Origin of the sequence: Microseira wollei NIES-4236, from assembly GCF_020521235.1 — a bacterium.
GTDB classification, from domain to species: domain Bacteria; phylum Cyanobacteriota; class Cyanobacteriia; order Cyanobacteriales; family Aerosakkonemataceae; genus Microseira; species Microseira wollei.
The window spans coordinates 29,959-49,034 of record NZ_BLAY01000022.1; the positions used below are offsets into that span (position 1 = coordinate 29,959).

The 19,076-nt window shown below is 45.6% G+C and carries 16 protein-coding genes and 1 pseudogene; 4 read left to right on the forward strand and 13 right to left on the reverse strand.

What is annotated here, in order from left to right; translation table 11 throughout:
- Window positions 1–101: 101 nt before the first annotated feature.
- Both MiSe_RS09385 and MiSe_RS09390 read right to left on the reverse strand, forming a co-directional pair.
- Entirely contained in the window at window positions 102–326 is a 225-nt protein-coding gene (locus tag MiSe_RS09385) for a hypothetical protein (protein ID WP_226577934.1), read from the reverse strand.
- 344 nt (window positions 327–670) lie between these two features.
- Window positions 671–1,384, reverse strand: coding sequence for a Ycf66 family protein (locus tag MiSe_RS09390; protein ID WP_226577937.1), 714 nt, complete (start codon window positions 1,382–1,384; stop codon window positions 671–673).
- Window positions 1,385–1,538: 154 nt separating this feature from the next.
- Between MiSe_RS09390 and gnd the strand changes: the two genes are divergently transcribed.
- Entirely contained in the window at window positions 1,539–2,975 is a 1,437-nt protein-coding gene (gene gnd, locus MiSe_RS09395; protein WP_226577940.1) for an NADP-dependent phosphogluconate dehydrogenase, read from the forward strand.
- A gap of 299 nt (window positions 2,976–3,274) precedes the next feature.
- Here gnd and MiSe_RS09400 read toward each other — a convergent pair whose 3' ends face one another.
- The 5 genes and pseudogenes from MiSe_RS09400 to MiSe_RS09420 form a co-directional block, all read right to left on the reverse strand.
- Window positions 3,275–3,532, reverse strand: a complete 258-nt coding sequence (locus MiSe_RS09400; protein WP_226577943.1) for a hypothetical protein — start codon at window positions 3,530–3,532, stop codon at window positions 3,275–3,277.
- A gap of 36 nt (window positions 3,533–3,568) precedes the next feature.
- Window positions 3,569–3,907, reverse strand: a pseudogene (locus tag MiSe_RS09405) (nucleotidyl transferase AbiEii/AbiGii toxin family protein); the annotation flags it as partial.
- Between the two features lie 21 nt (window positions 3,908–3,928).
- Window positions 3,929–4,093 carry a hypothetical protein gene (locus MiSe_RS09410; RefSeq protein ID WP_226577945.1) on the reverse strand — a complete coding sequence of 55 codons (165 nt, stop codon included), beginning with the start codon at window positions 4,091–4,093 and terminating at the stop codon, window positions 3,929–3,931.
- A gap of 27 nt (window positions 4,094–4,120) precedes the next feature.
- Entirely contained in the window at window positions 4,121–4,342 is a 222-nt protein-coding gene (locus tag MiSe_RS09415; protein ID WP_226577948.1) for a hypothetical protein, read from the reverse strand.
- 54 nt (window positions 4,343–4,396) lie between these two features.
- The gene (locus MiSe_RS09420; protein ID WP_226577950.1) at window positions 4,397–4,891 is read right to left on the reverse strand and encodes a molybdenum cofactor biosynthesis protein MoaE; all 495 of its coding nucleotides are present in this window, start codon (window positions 4,889–4,891) and stop codon (window positions 4,397–4,399) included.
- A gap of 209 nt (window positions 4,892–5,100) precedes the next feature.
- On the opposite strand from MiSe_RS09420, the gene MiSe_RS09425 reads away from it, so the two are divergent.
- Window positions 5,101–7,911 carry a hybrid sensor histidine kinase/response regulator gene (locus MiSe_RS09425; protein WP_226577954.1) on the forward strand — a complete coding sequence of 937 codons (2,811 nt, stop codon included), beginning with the start codon at window positions 5,101–5,103 and terminating at the stop codon, window positions 7,909–7,911.
- Between the two features lie 172 nt (window positions 7,912–8,083).
- Here MiSe_RS09425 and MiSe_RS09430 read toward each other — a convergent pair whose 3' ends face one another.
- A complete protein-coding gene (locus MiSe_RS09430; protein ID WP_226577957.1) occupies window positions 8,084–9,151 on the reverse strand; it encodes an aspartate carbamoyltransferase catalytic subunit in 1,068 nt (355 codons plus the stop codon).
- A 338-nt stretch (window positions 9,152–9,489) separates the two neighbouring features.
- Here MiSe_RS09430 and MiSe_RS09435 point away from each other — a divergent pair, with 338 nt between their 5' ends.
- Window positions 9,490–12,852, forward strand: coding sequence for a PAS domain S-box protein (locus MiSe_RS09435; protein WP_226577960.1), 3,363 nt, complete (start codon window positions 9,490–9,492; stop codon window positions 12,850–12,852).
- Between the two features lie 600 nt (window positions 12,853–13,452).
- On the opposite strand, the gene MiSe_RS09440 is transcribed toward MiSe_RS09435, so the two are convergent.
- From MiSe_RS09440 to MiSe_RS09460, 5 genes are all read right to left on the reverse strand, one after another.
- Window positions 13,453–14,037 (reverse strand): DUF948 domain-containing protein, encoded by a 585-nt coding sequence (locus MiSe_RS09440; protein ID WP_226577962.1) that lies wholly within the window; start codon window positions 14,035–14,037, stop codon window positions 13,453–13,455.
- A gap of 26 nt (window positions 14,038–14,063) precedes the next feature.
- On the reverse strand, window positions 14,064–14,474 hold the full coding sequence (locus tag MiSe_RS09445) for a YtxH domain-containing protein (protein ID WP_226577965.1): 411 nt from the start codon (window positions 14,472–14,474) through the stop codon (window positions 14,064–14,066).
- A gap of 593 nt (window positions 14,475–15,067) precedes the next feature.
- Window positions 15,068–16,426 carry a proton extrusion protein PcxA gene (locus MiSe_RS09450; protein WP_226578028.1) on the reverse strand — a complete coding sequence of 453 codons (1,359 nt, stop codon included), beginning with the start codon at window positions 16,424–16,426 and terminating at the stop codon, window positions 15,068–15,070.
- 498 nt (window positions 16,427–16,924) lie between these two features.
- Complete coding sequence (locus MiSe_RS09455) at window positions 16,925–17,311, reverse strand: hypothetical protein (RefSeq protein ID WP_226577968.1); 387 nt, start codon at window positions 17,309–17,311, stop codon at window positions 16,925–16,927.
- A gap of 94 nt (window positions 17,312–17,405) precedes the next feature.
- Window positions 17,406–18,029: a TenA family protein gene (locus MiSe_RS09460; protein ID WP_226577971.1), complete on the reverse strand. Its 624-nt coding sequence runs from the start codon at window positions 18,027–18,029 to the stop codon at window positions 17,406–17,408.
- A 249-nt stretch (window positions 18,030–18,278) separates the two neighbouring features.
- On the opposite strand from MiSe_RS09460, the gene MiSe_RS09465 reads away from it, so the two are divergent.
- Window positions 18,279–18,989 (forward strand): SDR family oxidoreductase, encoded by a 711-nt coding sequence (locus MiSe_RS09465; RefSeq protein WP_226577974.1) that lies wholly within the window; start codon window positions 18,279–18,281, stop codon window positions 18,987–18,989.
- The last annotated feature ends 87 nt before the right edge of the window (window positions 18,990–19,076 follow it).

Genomic DNA, 19,076 nt, shown 5'->3' on the forward strand with positions numbered 1-19,076 from the left:
CTGGAAAAACTTTGATAATATCACAGTTCGATGCCAAATAACCGTGATGTATTGCTGCCGTATCACTAGAAAAGCAAAAATCGTAGTTAAACGTAGTCAATCTAGGGATATTGATACCCGTTTTGGGAGAGCAGCTTTACGAATTTATCAAGTGTGCCGCCAATCCTTAGCTTAGAGATTCGCACTTCTAGCCGTTTCTCAGACTGGACAACAACCTTGCCAACATAGCTAACCCCATGCTTGACGAGCGCCGCGATATCGCCGGTCTGCCAAGCAAGGTTAAGCGGTTGGCTTTTAGAATCTAAAACTAGGACAAAATTAGACATTTAAGTCCTCCCTTGCGGGGTAATGTTTGCTGCGACGCGGTTATCTCCCGGTACTTTGCCTGCTGCACTTCCTCTACCCAATCTCAGATGTTTAACAGCAGACTTGCAAAAGCTTGGAACTAGCGAATCTTTGGCGTGCGAACTTTAACGCTTAGAGATAACGGCTGCTGAAATATTGATTCAGCGGTCTGGGGTAGCCGCAGTAACCCATATCGCGAAGGGTTTACTCCGAATTGGTGCTACCCACCCTTATATTGTGACATTTTCTCCCGCCTCAATGACGGGGAGTTTGAAATTGTAGCATCTATAGGTTGGGTTTGCTTAGCTCAACCCAACCTACTGGTTTAAATCGAATCGGTTGGCTTTTCCGGTTCTGTCTTGGGAGGGGGAGGAGTGGGAATATTCTCAGACTGGAGGTTTTGTTGGATTTCGTGGACGAGTGAGGGTACGTCGTCTGGGGTTGATTCGGGGTTAGCGATCGCTTCAAAGGGCGATGGTTTTGTCGTTACCGTTGATGGGGTGGGATATTCTTCTGACTTCAATTCCACCACTTCCGTTACCGTTGATGGGGTTGGATCGTCTTCTGACTTGAATTCAACCACTTCGGTTGGTACAACAGCTGGCGCAGCTTCCCCCGTCGCCGCAGTAGGGACTGTTTCTGACGCCGTTGTTTTAGCAGCAGGCGCTTTTTTGCCCTTGGTTGTCGGCACCCGCGTTCCTGGAATTTTAGCTTTAACCGAGGTCAACAACCCACCGACCTTTGACTGCAACTCGGCAGTTGTTGGTAACTCGGTTTGTTGTTCGGCAGGCACCAGCTGCCGCCGCAATGTCAGGGTTTGCCAACAAAACCACCCCAGCAAGGAAACCGCTGCGATTTGACCGAGCAAAACCCCACCAGTAAGGCGTCCGGCGCACACCCACAACATCAAAGCATAAAACAGCCCGACCCCACTCCAATAAAAGTCAATTTTGCGATGGATTTCTGGCAAAAAGAAGGCAGCCAGGTAAATACCAAGACTACCAAGGCCGACAGCCAACGCCAAGATGTATGCAAGCATAGCCGAACTCCCTGCTACGTCTGTTGGATCTAATCGGTAATTTTACCCCTTTGGCAGAGTCTTAATTTCTTCTTCACAGGACAAGATTGGGGATCGAGATAACCTGAAAGTAAAGCCACCCAACAAACGATTAAGCAGAGTTACAACAAGTTTTATGGCACTACAGAGCTTCGGTGTAATTGGTCTAGCCGTAATGGGAGAAAACCTAGCGCTAAATGTAGAGCGTAATGGTTTCCCGATTTCCGTCTACAATCGCACCGCCGAAAAAACCGACGTCTTCATGGCAAGTCGCGCCAAGGGTAAGAATGTCGTCGCTAGCTATTCCCTCAAGGACTTTGTGGCGTCCCTAGAACGTCCCCGCAAAATCCTGATTATGGTACAAGCGGGTAAACCCGTGGATGCGGTGATCGAGCAACTCAAACCCTTCATCGAAGAAGGCGACATCCTGATCGACGGCGGGAACTCTTGGTATGAAGATACCGAACGTCGCACCCGCGAATTAGAACCCCAAGGATTCCGCTTTATCGGTATGGGGGTTTCGGGGGGTGAAGAAGGCGCGCTGAATGGTCCGAGCTTAATGCCGGGAGGCACGCAAAGTTCCTACGAGTATTTGTCACCCATTTTCACCAAAATTGCCGCTCAAGTCGATGATGGACCTTGCGTCACCTACATTGGCGCTGGGGGTGCGGGTCACTATGTCAAGATGGTACACAACGGCATCGAGTACGGCGATATGCAGCTGATTGCAGAAGCATACGACTTACTCAAGAATGCGGCGGGACTCGATCGCCAACAACTGCACGAAGTTTTTGCCGAATGGAATCTCACCGATGAACTCAATTCTTTCTTAATTGAGATTACGGCAGATATCTTCAAGTACATCGATCCAGAAACGAATCAACCCCTGGTTGAGTTAATCTTAGATGCGGCTGGACAAAAAGGTACCGGACGCTGGACGATACAAACTGCCTTAGATTTGGGTGTGGCAATTCCCACAATGACAGCGGCAGTTAATGCCCGGATTATGTCTTCTGCCAAGCAAGAACGGGTTTATGCTTCCAGACTTTTGACGGGGCCATCTGTTAAGTTCCAAGGAGATGTTAAAACCTTCGTCAATCAGGTTCGCGATGCCCTTTATTGCTCGAAGATTTGCTCTTACGCTCAAGGGATGGCGCTCTTGGGTACGGCGTCCAAGACGTTATCTTTTAACCTGAACCTGGGTGAAATTGCGCGGATTTGGAAAGGCGGCTGTATTATTCGGGCTGGGTTCTTGAATAAGATCAAACATGCGTTTGATGAAAATGCGGAATTACCGAACCTGCTGTTAGCGCCTGAGTTTATGCAGACGATTTTGGATCGGCAAAATTCTTGGCGGGAAGTGCTAGTGCAGTCGGCGAAACTGGGTATTCCGGTACCGGCATTTAGTGCATCTTTAGATTACTTTGATAGCTATCGGCGCGATCGCTTACCGCAAAATCTCACCCAAGCGCAACGCGACTACTTTGGTGCCCACACCTACAAACGGGTTGACAAAGAAGGCGTCTTCCATACCGAATGGACGAAACCAGCACCTACACCTGTTAATGTCTAAACTCTCTGTTTAAAGTGCCGCAGGACTAGAATTGCGGCAATCGATCCCCCCCAACCCCCCAAGGCATTGGGGGGTTGGGGGGATCGAGCGCCAGTCTGGTAGAATTAGTTGACAAAATTCTGGATAAGGCTTGCTGTTCTGGTAACGTCAAAGATTTCAATCGTCTTTTTAAGTAGGTGAGTATAACTAAATTGAACAAGAAGCAGGCGGGACGCCCACCCCACAAGAGTCTGAAATTCTTGTGGGGTGGGCGTCCCGCCCGCCCCACACTTGCATAACTATTTTCACTTTCTCTTAATTTACTTGTACCTACTTAGTACGGGAATTGAGTATTGACTGATACGTCTTTCTTCTTTTGGGAAATCCCACAAAAGTTTATCAATCAATTGGGGTATCTGTTTCAGGGCTAACTCTGTTTTTTTTTGAACTTCGACTTCTGTTCTTTGCTTTAAAATGTCCAAAAATTTACTAACTTCTTCAGCTTCAATCTCTTGTCTCATCAGTGCCAGTCCTGAAATTCCTTGGGCATTAATTGTGAGCAACCGTTCGTATGCCACGGGCACTCTCTGATTTTCTGCTAGTTCAAATAACCGTTATAATCGAATTGCTTGATCGATATAATACAAGTCGATAATATCCTTGATTTCGGCTCTATCTTCAAAGGCACTGATTTTGTTAGCTCCCATGTCTTCAAGGTTATTGATATAAATACCTTGGTCAGTTTTTATCAAATTTCCATAGAGATTATATTCTTTGACAAACTCTATTTTTAATCTGTAGGTATCTTGAACGATAAAGAAGCGGGCGAAATAGGGTTCTATCCGTTCAATTTCTATATTGAATTGGGATTGTCTCAGTCTAGCTGCGAGGTCGGTAGCAATTAATCTTAAATCGTCAGTAGTAGTAAAGAAATCTAAATCCTCAGACAGACGATGCTGGTAATGGAATCTAGATCAAGCTGTACCGCCAGTCAGATAAATCCTATCTTCATAGACAGATGCTATTTCAAAGACTCGCTCTTGTAGCGGATAGAGTTGTGAGTCATAAAACGAAATTTCTTCGGCTGTGGCTTTTCGGCAAAAATTTTGAATATCCATTGATTGCAGTGTCTTTAGCATGTGTATTTCTCGATTGTAACCAACTAATCAGATGAAGTTACCAATATTTTTAAGTAGGTGCATCTGAATCAACTCACTACAATGGCGGGCGATTAGCCCACCCCACAACAGCTTCAATTTCTTGTGGCATGGGCGGTGCATCTGAATCAACTCACTACAATGGCGGGCGATTAGCCCACCCCACAACAGCTTCAATTTCTTGTGGGGTGGGCGTCGGTGCCCGCCATAGGTAGGGATAGCTATTTTCACTTTATTTACCTGCACCTACTTAACAACGCTGTTTAGGGGATAGCTGGCGGAAGCTTAACAATTTCCTGGGGATTCACACGCGCCAATACTCACCCAACTGCTCGAACCATCCTGCCAATGTTCCTTTTTCCAAATTGGTGCGTTATGTTTGAGCGTATCGATCGCATACTTGCACGCCGCAAACGCCTCGCCACGGTGGGGACAACCAACCGCCACCAGCACGCTAATTTCCCCAATTTTTAACCGTCCGACGCGATGGTGAATTACCACCCGATTCGCATCCGACCAAGTTTTGCGGATCTCTTGCGCGATTTTACGGAAAATTTCCAGCGCCATCGGTTCATAAGCTTGATATTCCAGGGCAACCACGGGTTTACCATCAGTTTGGTTGCGTACAGTACCGCTCATCACCACTACCGCACCGTTAGCCGGATCGTCTGCTAGCTGGTAAACTTCTTCCAGAGATAGGGGTGCAAACGTAATCGCAAAGCTGTCTAGATCCCCGCTTTTAACAGGTGATTCTAAGGCTGTTGTCGCTCCAAGGTTCATCGCTTTTTTGGCGTTAATATTGCTACAGATATCTATATATTGTCAAATTCTGTTTCGCCCTGCGCCACTGCTACTGCATCGTGAACTAGAATCTGGAATAGATCAAACGAAAGCATTTTAAAAAAATTTCTCCCTGACGGCAAGCAAATACTGAATTTGACAATTGTAGCAGCAATTGATTGAAAGATTTTTTGTTTTATTTTAATTTAATGAAAGCTACCTTACCCGACAATGAAGCGGAAAGGCGCGCAGCTATCCGCCAGTATCAGATTATCGATACCGACCCAGAACCGGCTTTCGACGATCTCGCCAGTTTAGCCGCCCATATTTGCGGCACACCCATTGCTTTAATCAATCTAATCGATGGGAACCGCCAATGGTTCAAATCCAAGCTGGGGTTGGATGTGACGGAAATGCCCCGCGACTTTGGTTTGTGTCCCCAATGCATTCAGCAAAGGGATATTTTAGTTATCCCCGATACCTTAGCTGACGATCGCTTCGCTACTAACCCCGTCGTCACGACCCCTCCCCACATCCGATTTTACGCAGGCGTCCCCCTGATTACACCAGCAGGACAAATCATCGGCACGCTTTGCGTGGCTGACACCGTACCCCACCAGTTGAGTTTGGCACAGGTAGAGGCACTGCAAGCGCTCAGTCGCCAAATTATCAGCCAGTTGGAGTTGCGGCGTCATATCGCCGATATGGCACGCATTGCCACCGAGTGTCAGCAAGCAGAAGCAGAGATGCGGAACATCACTGCCGAGAATCTCAAACTTGCCCGTGTCGTCGCTGCGGTTTCCGATGGAGTCATTGTTACCGATCCGAATCAACCAGACAATCCCATCATCTACGCCAACCCTGCTTTTTCGCGGATTACCGGGTATTTACCAGAAGAAATTATCGGTCGCAACTGTCGCTTTTTGCAAGGCGTCGGTACAGATAGAAAAGTAGTTTCTCGCATCAAGCGAGCCGTTGCTAAACGGCAAGAACTTCAAGCCACGTTGTTGAATTATCGCAAAGATGGTCAGCCATTTTGGAACGAAGTCAAAATCTCTCCCGTCTTCTCAGAAAAAGGGGATTTACTTTACTTTGTCGGCATTCAAACAGATATTACCGCCCGCAAAATTGCCGAAGAACAAATGCGTAGCACCCAAATCTTCCTCAACTCGATTGTCGAAAATATTCCTCACGCGATTTTTGTCAAAGATGCGAAGAAACTCAAGTACGTCAGCATCAACAAAGCCGGTGCAGAAATGATTGGCTTTGATAAAGAAGAAATTATTGGTCAAAGCGACTATGACTTTTTAACCCCAGAATTAGCCGATTTATTTACGGCAAAAGACCGGGAAGTATTGTCAAATAAAAAAGTTGTAGACATTCCAGAAGAACCAATCCCAACCAAGAAGAAAGAAATCAAATTTTTGCATACTAAAAAAATTCCAATTCTAGAAAAAGCCGGAAAACCCCAATATTTATTGGGCATTGCAGAAGATATTACCGATCGCAAATCGGCTCAAGAGCAAATTCGGGAACAAGCAACCCTGCTGGACAAATCTCAAGATGCTATTCTGGTTTTGGATACACAAGATTGCATCCGCTTTTGCAACGAGAGCGCCCAAGGCTTATATGGTTGTAAGAAGAGCGAAATTGTCGGTTGTTCTTCAGAAGTTTTGTTTAAGCATTCACCTGAAATACAACAAGCTCGCCAAACAGTTTTTGCAACAGGCGAGTGGCATGGTGAATTGCGGCAAGTTACGAAAAATGGCAAAGAAATTGTCGTTGAAAGTCGCTGGACGCTGGTGCGGGATGAAGAGGATAAACCCAAATCAATTCTGATTGTCAATACGGATATAACTGAGAAAAAACAACTAGAAGTGCAGTTTCAGCGCGCCCAGAGGCTTGAAAGTCTCGGCACGTTAGCTGGGGGTATGGCTCACGATTTAAATAATATTCTAACGCCAATTCTGACATCGGTTCAAATCCTGGAAATGGTCGTGACCGATGAGCGGAGTCAGCGGTTGCTAAATTTACTAGAAAACAACGTTAAACGGGGAGCAAATTTAATTAAACAAGTGCTGTCTTTTGCGCGGGGAACCGAAGGAGAAAGGGAGGTTATTCAAATCTTTGACTTAATTGAAGAAGTGGCAAAAATCGTCAAAGAAACTTTCCCCAAATCTATCGATCTGTTCGCCCCTAGACCGATAACAGAACTTTGGCCTATTTGCGGCGATGCCACTCAACTGCATCAAGTTTTAATCAATCTCTGCGTCAACGCTCGCGATGCTATGCCAAATGGCGGGACTCTGAATATTTCGGCGGAAAATATTACGATTGACTCGCATTATACCAAAATGAATATTGACGCCAAAGTAGGGCGCTATGTGGTGATCGATGTCGCGGATACTGGATGCGGAATTCCTCCAGAAATCATCGATAGAATCTTTGAACCATTTTTCACAACTAAGGAAATCGGCAAAGGCAGCGGACTCGGTCTTTCAACCGTAATGGGGATTATTAAAGGTCATGGCGGTTTTATCAACGCCTACAGCGAAGTGGGGAAAGGAACGCGATTTAAGATATATTTGCCTGCCCTAGAAAACCGCGAAATAAAATCATCGAATTCGGCAGGGAAAATCCTAGAAGGGAATGGAGAATTGATTTTGGTTGTGGATGATGAAGTAGCAATTTGCGACGTGACTAAAGCATCTTTAGAAGCTTATAATTACACAGCGATAACGGCGAATGATGGTTTGGATGCGATCGCACTCTACGCCGATCAGAAAGACGACATCAGCGCGGCGATTGTGGATATGATGATGCCGTCTATGGATGGGTTAACCACGATTCGCACGTTACAAAAAATTAACCCGCAAGTCAAGGTTATTGCTAGCAGCGGTCTTTTGTCCAACGTCATGAGTACTGAACTGGCAAATATCGGCGTTAGCAATTTTTTATCAAAACCCTATACGGCAGAGCAATTGTTGAAGACTTTACATCAAGTTATTGCTAATGGCTAATGGCTAATGGCTAATGGCTAATGGCTAATGGCTAATGGCTAATGGCTAATGGCTAATAGTAAAAATGCAATTAGCAATTAGCAATTAGCCATTAGCAATTACCAATTAGCAATTAGCAATTAGCAATTAGCAATTACCAATTAGCAATTAGCAATTAGCCATTAGCAATTCCCTAAGCTTTGCCGCTGCCTATTAGGTAAAGCAATGCCATGCGGACGGCAACGCCGCTGGTGACTTGCTGGGAAATTAAACTAAATTGGGGATCGTCCATCAAATCAGAGCTAATTTCCACGCCTCGGTTGACTGGGCCGGGATGGAGTACTTTAACATTAGGTTGGCAGAGTTTGAGGCGATCGCGCGTAATTCCATACCGCTGGTGGTACTCTCGCAAAGAAGGTAGCAGGTGCTGCGTCATCCGTTCTTTTTGCAAGCGCAACGTCATCACAAAATCGGCATTTTGTAAAGCGGGTTCGATATCCCAATGCAAAAATAACTTGCGTTGGGTAATGGCATTCCCAGGCAGAACCGTGGGAACGATGGTATTCTGTTCTTCTCCCCTTGTAGGGGGGACACCAGGGGATGCTTCATGCCCCATACCCCAGGAAGCAAATAATTTTGGTAACAATGTCGGCGGGCCAGCTAGGTGAACTTCGGCGCCGCTTGCTGTTAAACTCCATATATTGGAGCGTGCTACCCGCGAGTGGAGGATGTCCCCGACTATGGCTATTTTTTTGTCTTTCAACAGTTCTAGGCGCGGTAGATCTGGATCTAATAAAGAACAGATCGTAAATAAATCGAGTAAAGCTTGGGAAGGATGTTCGTGTTGACCGTCACCGGCATTGAGTACGCTCACCTGGGATTGTAACCGATCCATTTCGTTGGCGATCGCTAACGGTACCCCCGCCTCCCGATGGCGAATCACCATAATATTCGTTCCCATCGCTAGGTAAGTCAGCGCCGTATCCAAAATCGTCTCGCCTTTCGTCAGCGCAGATGTCCCCGGCGTAAAACTAAGCGTATCCGCCGACAAACGCTTCGCCGCTAGTTCAAAACTATTGCGCGTGCGCGTAGATGGTTCAAAAAATAGAGTAGCTACCACAATTCCTTGTAAGGTCGGTACTTTTTTTACCCGCCGCGATAGCACTTCTCGAAAACTTGCGGCAGTTTGCAGCACCGTATTGTAATCATCCGGAACAAAATCAGCCAGGGAAATGATATGGCGGCGCGTCCAAGTAGTCATAAAAACCATGTGTTAATTTTGACAGTTATTGCAACAATATTTTAAGTAATTTGACGTAGGAATTAAACCGGACTCAGCTGTTAATCTGATTGAGAAAACCATTTAGTTGTAAACAACAAATACACGACTGAAGCAAAAACCAAAGTTTCTATGAAAAATCGTTGATTTGTAAACTAGAGATCTAGGTCGAAACTTTGGTGATGGGTTCGACCTGCGTAAGTCCTGAGATAAAAAGCATACAAGATATGTTTGGGAAAATTACACTAATTAAAAAATATTAAGAAATATGACCGGGAGCGAATTTTAATTGAGAAAAGAAACCAAAACCTATAATAAATATGGCATCTCTACAGGCTGACAAGGAAACGGCAAGGTTAGAAGCCCTTTATCGGTACAAAATTGTGGATACGGCTGCTGTTGAAGTTTTTGACAATCTCGTTCGTGTAGCCGCACTCAGCTGCAGGACGCCAATGGCAGCGCTCAACCTGGTTGATGCTAACCGTCAGTTGATCAAGTCAAGCGTTGGTTTGGAACAGGGGGAATTTCCCCGCAATGTGGGATTGTGTTGTTTCTGCATCGAGCAAAGGGACTTGTTAATCGTTAACGATACATTAGCTGACTCGCGGTTCGCCACCAACCCCGCAGTCACTTCATCACCCCACATTCGGTTTTACGCTGGCGTACCCCTGATGACACCAGAAGGATACGCAATCGGGGTACTCAGCGTCGCGGATCGATCCCCGCGATATCTCAGCGGGGAACAAGTGGAAATCCTGCGGCTTTTAAGCCGTCAGGCGATTGACCTACTCGAACTGGGGCAGAATTTACTCGTTTTCCAGCAGGTGCGGTCAAAAGATGGGGAAAACAACGAACAATCTTCCTCGCTAACTAATAAAAGCGATCGCGCAGCGTGTCCTGTGGACGATCCCCCAGCGTGTCCTGTGGATATCCCACTTGCTCTGGCGGTGAAGTATCCCCAGCAAGAACTGCTGCAAACAGTGTTAGATAGCCTCCCAGTCGGCGTTTGGATAACCGATCGACAAGGTTCCTTCTGGCAAGGAAATCCAGCCGCTTACCGAATTTGGGGCATGGCAAGGGATTTTAGAGGTGAGAAAATCGATTTTGGATGGGGGAATGCTCAACCTCCAGATCTAAAATTCAAAACCCAAAATCCAAAATTTTCTGGCTTCAAAGACACAGGTATTCCGATAGAACCTCAAGAATGGGGGTTATGGCGTGCCATTAATCAAGGAGAAACTTGTCTCAACGATCGCATTGACATTCAGTGCTGGGATGGGACGCGCAAAACCATCCTCAATTCAGCCGTTCCCTTGCGGAATCACCAGCAAGAAATTATCGGCGCAATAGTTATCGATCAAGATATTACCGAGCAACAGCTAGTAGAAAAAGCATTCTGGGAAAATCAACGATTAATTCAACAGATAGCCGACGCCACACCCGCGATTTTGTATATCTATGACTTAATCGAGCAACGGAATATTTATGCAAATCGCCAGGTGGGTGAAATTCTGGGATACTCGCCAGAAACCGTGCAAAAAATGGGAAGCGCATTCATGCCGCAAGTGCTGCACCCAAGCGATCGCACCAAGGTTGTCCAACACCACCAACGATTTAAAGCCGCTAAAGATGGGGAAATCCTAGAGATAGAGTACCGGATGCAACACATCAGCGGTGAATGGCGCTGGCTGCACAGTCGCGAGACAGTGTTTACTAGAACTGGTGACGGGTTACCGAAACAGCTGCTCGGTACCGCGACTGACATCACCCAGCGCCAGGAAGCTGAAGAGGAACTGAGGGAAAGTAAAGAGCGGTTTCAGGCAGCATTTGAATCGGCTGCGATCGGCATGGCGCTGGTATCGCCTGGGGGTCGATGGCTGCAAGTGAATCTTTCCTTGTGCGAGATGCTGGGTTATAGCGAAAGCGAATTATTAGCCACCACCTTGGAGGCGATTGCCCATCCAGATGACCTAGAACCCGATCTGTACTATGTCCGCCAAATCTTAGATAGGGAACTGAGATCCTGTCACATGGAGAAGCGATGCTTCCACAAAACCGGACGAATTGTTTGGGTGTTGTTGAGTTTCTCCCTAGTGCAAAATGCAACAGGTGAACCACTATACTTTGTTTTGCAAATTCAAGATATCACCAAGCGCAAGCAAGCCGAGCAGAAAATCAGCGAACAAGCTGCCTTACTTGATGTCACAACCGATGCAATTCTCGTGCGGAGTTTGGACAACCAAATCTTATTTTGGAATAAAGGCGCCGAGCAACTCTACGGTTGGAAGGAAAAAGAAGCATTGGGAAAAAATGCCGAACAGCTTTTGTACAAGCAAATTTGCCCCGAACTAGAAGCAGCAAGAGCCGCTGTTTTATCTAAAGGCGAGTGGCAGGGTGAGTTAAAGAAAGTCACCAAAAAAGGCCAGGAAATCATCGTTCAAAGCCGTTGGACGCTGATGCGCGACGGGGGAGGGGAACCCAAATCAATCCTGTCTGTCGATACGGATATTACAGAGAAGAAAAAACTCGAAGCTCAGTTTCTCCGCACCCAACGCCTGGAAAGCATCGGCACTCTCGCAGGCGGCATTGCCCACGATCTAAATAACGTGCTAGCCCCGATTTTAATGGCAGTTCAACTATTAGAAAAAAAACTCCCCGACTCAGCAAGTAAACGCCTGCTAGATACGCTGGAAAATAACGCCAAGCGCGGCGCAGATTTGGTGAAGCAAATTCTATCATTTGCCAGAGGAATTGAAGCGAAGCGCACCCTAGTTCAGATTAGACATCTAATTTCCGAAATTAAACAAATTGGCAAAGAAACATTTCCTAAATCAATCGAATTTCAAACAGATATACCCAGAGATCTTTGGACGCTATTTGGGGATGCCACACAACTGCATCAGGTGTTTCTCAACCTCTGCGTCAACGCTCGCGATGCCATGCCATCTGGCGGGATATTGAGTATCTCTGCCGAAAATAAATCGATTGATGAAAACTATGCCAGAATGCATCTGGAAGCCAAAGTCGGGGCTTATATTGTTATTACTGTTTCCGATACGGGAACGGGCATGACTCCAGAGGTTTTAGAGAGAATTTTTGAACCGTTTTTCACAACCAAAGAGTTGGGCAAAGGAACGGGAATAGGTCTTTCAACAGTCATGGGCATTGTGAAAAGCCACGGCGGTTTTGTGCAAGTGCATAGCGAAGTCGGTAAAGGTAGCCAATTTCAAGTATTTTTGCCAGCCATAGAAACAACTGAAGCGCCCCAATTGCCAGAAAGTTTCCCAGCATTACCAGGGGGAAAAGGAGAATTAATTTTGGTTGTAGATGACGAAGCTGCTATTCGCGAAATTACAAAAGAATCCTTAGAGACATATGCTTATAAAGTCTTGACGGCGAGCGATGGAATTGAAGCGCTCGCTCTATACGCCCAGCATCGGCAGGAGATTGCTGTCGTGTTAATCGATATGATGATGCCATCGATGGATGGGCAAACCACAATTCGTTTGCTGCAAAAAATGAACCCCCAAGTCAAAATTATTGCCGTGAGCGGAGTGAATTCAAACTATCAATTTGTCCGAATTGAAAGCATGGGCGTCAAGGAATTTTTAGCAAAACCATACACGGCAAAAGAATTATTAAAAACCATTCACTCAGTCATTATATCTCCTGAGGGCTGCTAATAGCTAATGGCTATTAACCCAAGTTGCTAGTTATAACTTGTGACAGCGGTAATTGCGAGCTTGCTAATTGCTAATTGCTAATTGGGTTAACAGGCTTTTGCCTTCTTGACAACTACCCATTATATCGTGTCCGGTTGCATCGGTTGCGTTTGGAGAGCAAAGGGGATGGGGGAGCTGGGGGAGCAAAGGGGAGAAAAAACGCTTTTTCGCACAATCAACTATACACAACTGATCTCTCGCGGACATGATATTAGCCATTAGCCATTAGCCATTACCAGTACCGCTTGATGTAACTAGCAACTTGCGTTATTAGTAATTTCGATGCCAACGGATTTGATATCATATCATGTCCGGTAGCAACGGTTGTGTAACTGCTAATAGCTAATTGCTAATGGCTAAATAAAAAAGAAACAGTCAATAATTACTGAGCAGCTCTGGAAGCAATTGAATTGCGAGCAATTAGCAAGCTGGCAATTAGCTATCCATACACTACCGATACCTAAGGATGGGATATCAGTTCAAGGCGTACGCTCTTTTGACCCCGCATCAACGCCGACCGTGAGCGGGGAAAATTTGTCTACCAATAGGAAATCTGCTGGGTTAATCAATCTCGTCATTAAGCCAATAAACTTCTGAGGGGAGCTGCGCCAATGCTTCCGGGTTCGAGGGCGACTCGGTGGCTTCGTTGGGTTTTTGTCGATATTCGCGGTTATTGTCCCCGACGCGATATGGTGATGAGTTTGATTGCTCGTGTAACTCCAGAGTATTTTTTTGAGGGTGGGGAAGCCGCTCAACTGACCGGCGCGGCGCGGGTGGAGCGGGAGGGCGAGAAAAGGTTTTCCAAGCGGCTTTGACCCCGGCAAAAACGCTGTTGGTCGTAACTTGCACTTTTTTTGCTTGCTGTTTGGCATCGCCAATGGTTTGATCGACCTGTTTCACCACAGAGGAGGCGCTTTGCACTCCAGTGCTGACATCGTCGCTCAACTCGCTAATTTCCATGCCGGTGAGGCGAATGGCTTCTAAAGTCGGGGGTAATTCCCGCGAGAGGGTGTCGGCTAACTTTTCGATGCTGCGCGCTGCCCTAGCGATTTCCTGCACGGCGGGTATAATTGCCACCAAGACAGCCGTCAAACTGACGGCAACGAGTAGAAAAGAAAGTCCTAACCAAAATAGCGGGTCAATCACGAATAATGTTGAGTTTAAAGCAAGGGTTAGCGTTCGGGTTCGCTCATCGTTTCGGTTAGTTCGTCGTCAGCAGTCGCCGCCGCCGTCCCCGAAGCGTATGAGTGAGAGTATAGCTCTTCCTCTGACGCTGCTGCGTCTGTCCGCTTCAGTATTTGGCGTTCGCGTTGAGAAGCTTCTATCCCGGCGGCGATCGCTTCTTTGAGTCGCAGCAAGGTTTCATCCCAGTTGCGCAGCGCCGACTCGGATAAGCGATCTGCTTGGATCTGCACGCTAGTTGACAGATCTTCGGCTAACTCCGGCAGCGCATCGGCAGATTTTTTTAACAATTTTCGCGTTTCTTTACCGGGGCGCGGTGCGACTAAAATGCCGGTAATGGTTCCCGCCGCCGCTCCCAGCAGCAGACCGACAATAAACGATCCTGAACGGTTTTCAGACATTGGGTGGGTTTCTATTGGCTTACAACCATTTTGACACTCTCCGCACTAAAACATCTCCTTACAGAGCAGGACGGGAGCAGCCAAGACTGTCGCCCGGGGTTCTCTAAGTATTTTCTTGAATACTTTTGTCACTTTAACTACTTAATCTCCTTAATTTTTTCACCCGACAGCTAGCCATTCAATTATATTTGACATACTGTACCATCTGTGATATATAGGTTTTTCTGAATCTGCGATCCCTCCCAGATTCACTAATAACGCAAGTTGCTAGTTATAAACAAGGGCGTTGCTAATGGCTAATTGCTAATTGCTAATATAGGATTTTTACCAATCTCGCCATTAGCCTCGTGACCAGGGCAGAGCCTAGTAACGCCATTAGCCGCTCCCAGAGAGATAACTAGCAACTTGAGTTAATACAGATAGCTGTAGTCACCGTAATTTTTTCGAGAAAAGAAACCCGGTTTCGACCGTAGATCTCTGATTCCCAAACCAAAGATTTTTCGGATAAATGGGGAAGCAAGCGCGTAAGTCCTACCATTTTTACCGCTATTAATCTTGACTTGAACATCTAAAATGTGCTTGCCTATTTTCTCTTACTCGTTCATATTTCTGTAAGTGGCGACGGCAGAAGGAGAAATCCGATTCAGATAGCGGAAAATCCAGTACTTAAATATTGTATCTAAAACGACTGGAAATGTGGCGATAAACAAAAAGATAAATTGTCGGTTTTCTGGTAGCCCCCAATGTCGCGATACTCCTTCTAAAATCACTTCCCAACCGTGGGGAGAGTGAAATCCAACAAACATATCTGTAAATAAAATAATGATAAATGCTTTAGCACTGTCGCTCAGTCCATATACAATCTCATCAATGAAGGATTTCAAAATTTCAATTTCCCGCCTACTCGTCAAAATCACAAAACAAAAAGCCGCTAGGGAAAACAAATCGGAAAAGACGTTTTTAATCGCGTCAGCACTGATTTGACCATATTCATTGGCCAGCTCTTTGGCTTTATCTTTAATTCTTTCTTCTATAATTTCCGCGGATAATTCGGGCGATTGACCGATTAAAACATCGAATTTTAGCTTTTCTTCAAATCTTTGTAGCTTTAGTAATGCTTTTTCTTCCTGTTCTTCATTCAGGAAGATTCCGATGGGATTCTGCGGGCTTTTAAAGTTTTGATCGACAATCGGACCGACAACGAATAACTTGGAAATCTGAAAAGTTAGAAGTGGAATGACAATTAGAAGTAAAATAAATCTGAGAGAAATAGCTGTTTTAGCTTGCGAAGTGCGGAATTTTTTAACGACATCTTCTTCAGCTCTGGGATTTAATTCTCTTGTCAACCTGGTGAAAGTCCTTAAAATAGACCTGGGTAAAACTCCGGTTTGATCGGAAATATTCTCAATTTGATTGACTATTATGTCTGATTGTTCGGATGAAACCTGTCCGTTTAAATTGGTTGCTTCTACGTTTTGAGGAACGACGGTTAAAGATAAAGATGAGTCTGGTTTTGTTTGACGGTTTTCTGCCGTATACTTGGAAATTACATCATCGATGAATTTAAGTTTTTCTAAAATGATGGTAGGTTGGTCTCTTGCTCCTAGACGATTGGAATTGGTTGACCTAGTAGCTGGAGCAAATTGATTTGAGGAGACCGGGTTTTGATTGACAAGGGTCAAAACTGAATAGGTGGCGTTAAAGGCGGCTAGTCGCAGCTTGGCAATATTTAAATACTTGTTTAACTCGGCTTGGAAATAAGCCATGACGCTGGCACCATAGTCAGCGGACTCAGGCGATATTTTTTGGCCATTAAAATGTTCGTCTTCAATAGCTTTGATCTGCAAAGCGGCATTATAAGCTTGTTCTAGTGACCTTTCTGGCGTCTCTGAAAACCATTGGTTGGCAGAGCGAACAGAAGCTTTGATTTTTTGTAAAATTGAGTTTGTCATAACAGAAATAGTGTCGAGATGAGCGAATCGTGCTTTTAACCGGAAGCAGATTCGCCAAAGTTTTAAGTTTCGTGTACGTGGTATGATAACAGATTCGCGGCTGGATGAGCGACGGTTTCTCAGTCGATTTGGCTCGCTGGTTCTAGCCCCAGTGGCAAGACAACTCGCTTGATAGAGCATTTTTGCGCCTGGAGGCAAAGCGGTGATGCTCTGCGGCGGGGTTGTTCGAGTCGCCGCCGCTGCCAACGTAGCGTATCGGGATGGTTGAGTCTGCGGCGTAGGCAAGGGCGGATAAATGGTCTTGGCTATCAAAGCCAAATTTTCGACCCGCCCTGGCGTAGGCGCCCTTGTAACTAGCAACTTGAGTTATATCATGTCCAATAGCAACGGTTGTGTAACTGCTAATTGCTAATCGCTAATGGCTGCTCTGGAGGCAATTAGCAATTAGCCATTAGCAATTAGCCATCCATACACTACCGATCTCTCGCGGACATGATATTATTTAGCCAAAATTTTTTTCAGCCATCGAGACGGGCGCGATATGCCAGAGGCACGCTGGCGCGAACGCACAGCTCCATTAAAATCAAACTTCGTCCGGCGCCGTCCCAAAACTCCCAGTCCTAACCGGATCAATGCCAAAATCTGCAATAGCTGTTGCAGTTGTGTTTGTAGTTTTCCATACTGGTTGCGTAATGCTAGGGTGCCTTTTTGACCTTTGGCGATCGCGCGCGGTGCTGGATGCAGCACATTATAGGTATTGCGATCCGCTGCCAGGATTGCTTTGGTTGCCCCTGCCAGCACCCGCCGAATTTTCCACACTCGCCAAGCTATATAAAAGTTGACCAGCGCGAGCAACGTATTAAAAATTACAACCAATGCTATCATTTTATATTTCCGATTAATTAGCTGGGTATAAATAAACATAACACCCAGAACCCCGACTTATCTAAGAAGTCGGGGTTCTAGGACGACTTTTAGTTTATTCTGCATCAATTGCCATCTGCCAAAAATCTTTTTCTAATCTGGCGACATTTAAAAAAGCTGCTTCTGCTTGCTTTTGCATATTTTCTGATGCATTTTGTAGGCTTTCATCGGCTTGTTGTTCCAATAATTTTACATATTCCGTAAAACCTGGATTTCCCCATCGTTCGGCAAATTCCTTGTAAGGTTCTGGCATTGATCCCGGCAATTGCCAACCTTGATTGTAAGCAAATTCAATTGCCCACAGCGCAGTTGCTTGCACTGGATAAGGCATAGCGGCAAGGCTTTCCATGTACTGACAATATTCCCAGCAAGTTGGTTGTTTTTCTGTTTTTAAATTTAGCTGTCGTTCGGCAGCTTTTTCCTTAAACCAGTTTAGTTCATCTTTTAAAGCACTCAGTCCAGCGAGTAAAATATCAAAGTGATGGGCGGGTGCGTTCGCTAACACCCTCGCCACCATTCGCGTAAACTCTACTACGAAGAGATAATCTTGCACCAGCCACGTATTAAATTGCCTTGGCTCAATAGCGAGCAAAGGCAATTGCTCCAGGAAAGGATGCACCGTTGCTTCATGCCATGCTTGAGAATGGTTTTGCAGCAGTTGCTGGCAAGTAATCGTCATTGTTGTTAGGTAATCTCTTCAGTTTCTAATGTACTATGACTTAGGCAAGCGCGTTGCTATCACCAAAGTTTCTTGCTGCGAACGCGAGTGCTAGGGGTGTGCATATCTCTAGTTCCAAACCGCCGATTTTTCCTAGAAACTTTGGTGTTTGCGTAAGTCCTGTGTACGATCTAATAGACATCTTGCCAAAGATGCCGAGCTTTCCAGGATCGATCTCGCTCAATTTCTAACTCCAGATAGAGGAAAAATATGAAAAAAGTAGCTGTTGTTACGGGAGCCAATCGCGGATTGGGGTTTGAAACTTGCCGACAACTAGCCAAACAAGGAATTCAAGTCATTCTCACCAGTCGCGACTCAGCTAAAGGTAAAGCTGCGGCAGAACAATTGCAAGCTGAGGGATTGGATGTGAAATTTCATCTTCTTGATGTTACCAGTCCAGATAGCATCGAGCATCTAGCTCAATTTATTCGCAACGAATTTGGACGGCTAGATATTCTAGTAAACAATGCGGGAATTGCCCTAGATTTTGTATTAGGGCCAGAAGGAAGTATCTTCAACAGCAAGATTGAAACTTTGCCGAAAACAATTGAAACTAATACCTACGCACCTTTGTTACTTTGTCAAGCGTTGATTCCCCTGATGAAAGCAAACAATTACGGACGAGTTGTAAACGTCTCTTCCGGGGCAGGACAGTTAGAAGATATGCAAACTGGATATGCCACTTATCGGATTTCCAAAACAGCTTTAAATGCAGTGACGCGCATTATTGCCAATGAATTAAAAGAAACAAATATTTTGGTAAATGCGGTTTGTCCTGGATGGGTGAGAACGGATATGGGTGGTCCGAATGCACCCCGGTCATTGGAGGAAGGAGTTGATACAATTGTTTGGCTGGCAACTTTGCCCGATGATGGCCCTACCAGTGGATTCTTCCGAGATAGAAAGCCAATTCCTTGGTAGTAACGTAAGTGGGTAATTGGTAATGGGTAATTGGTAATAACGCAAGTTGCTAGTTATAAAATTTGGCGTTGCTAATAGCTAATTGCT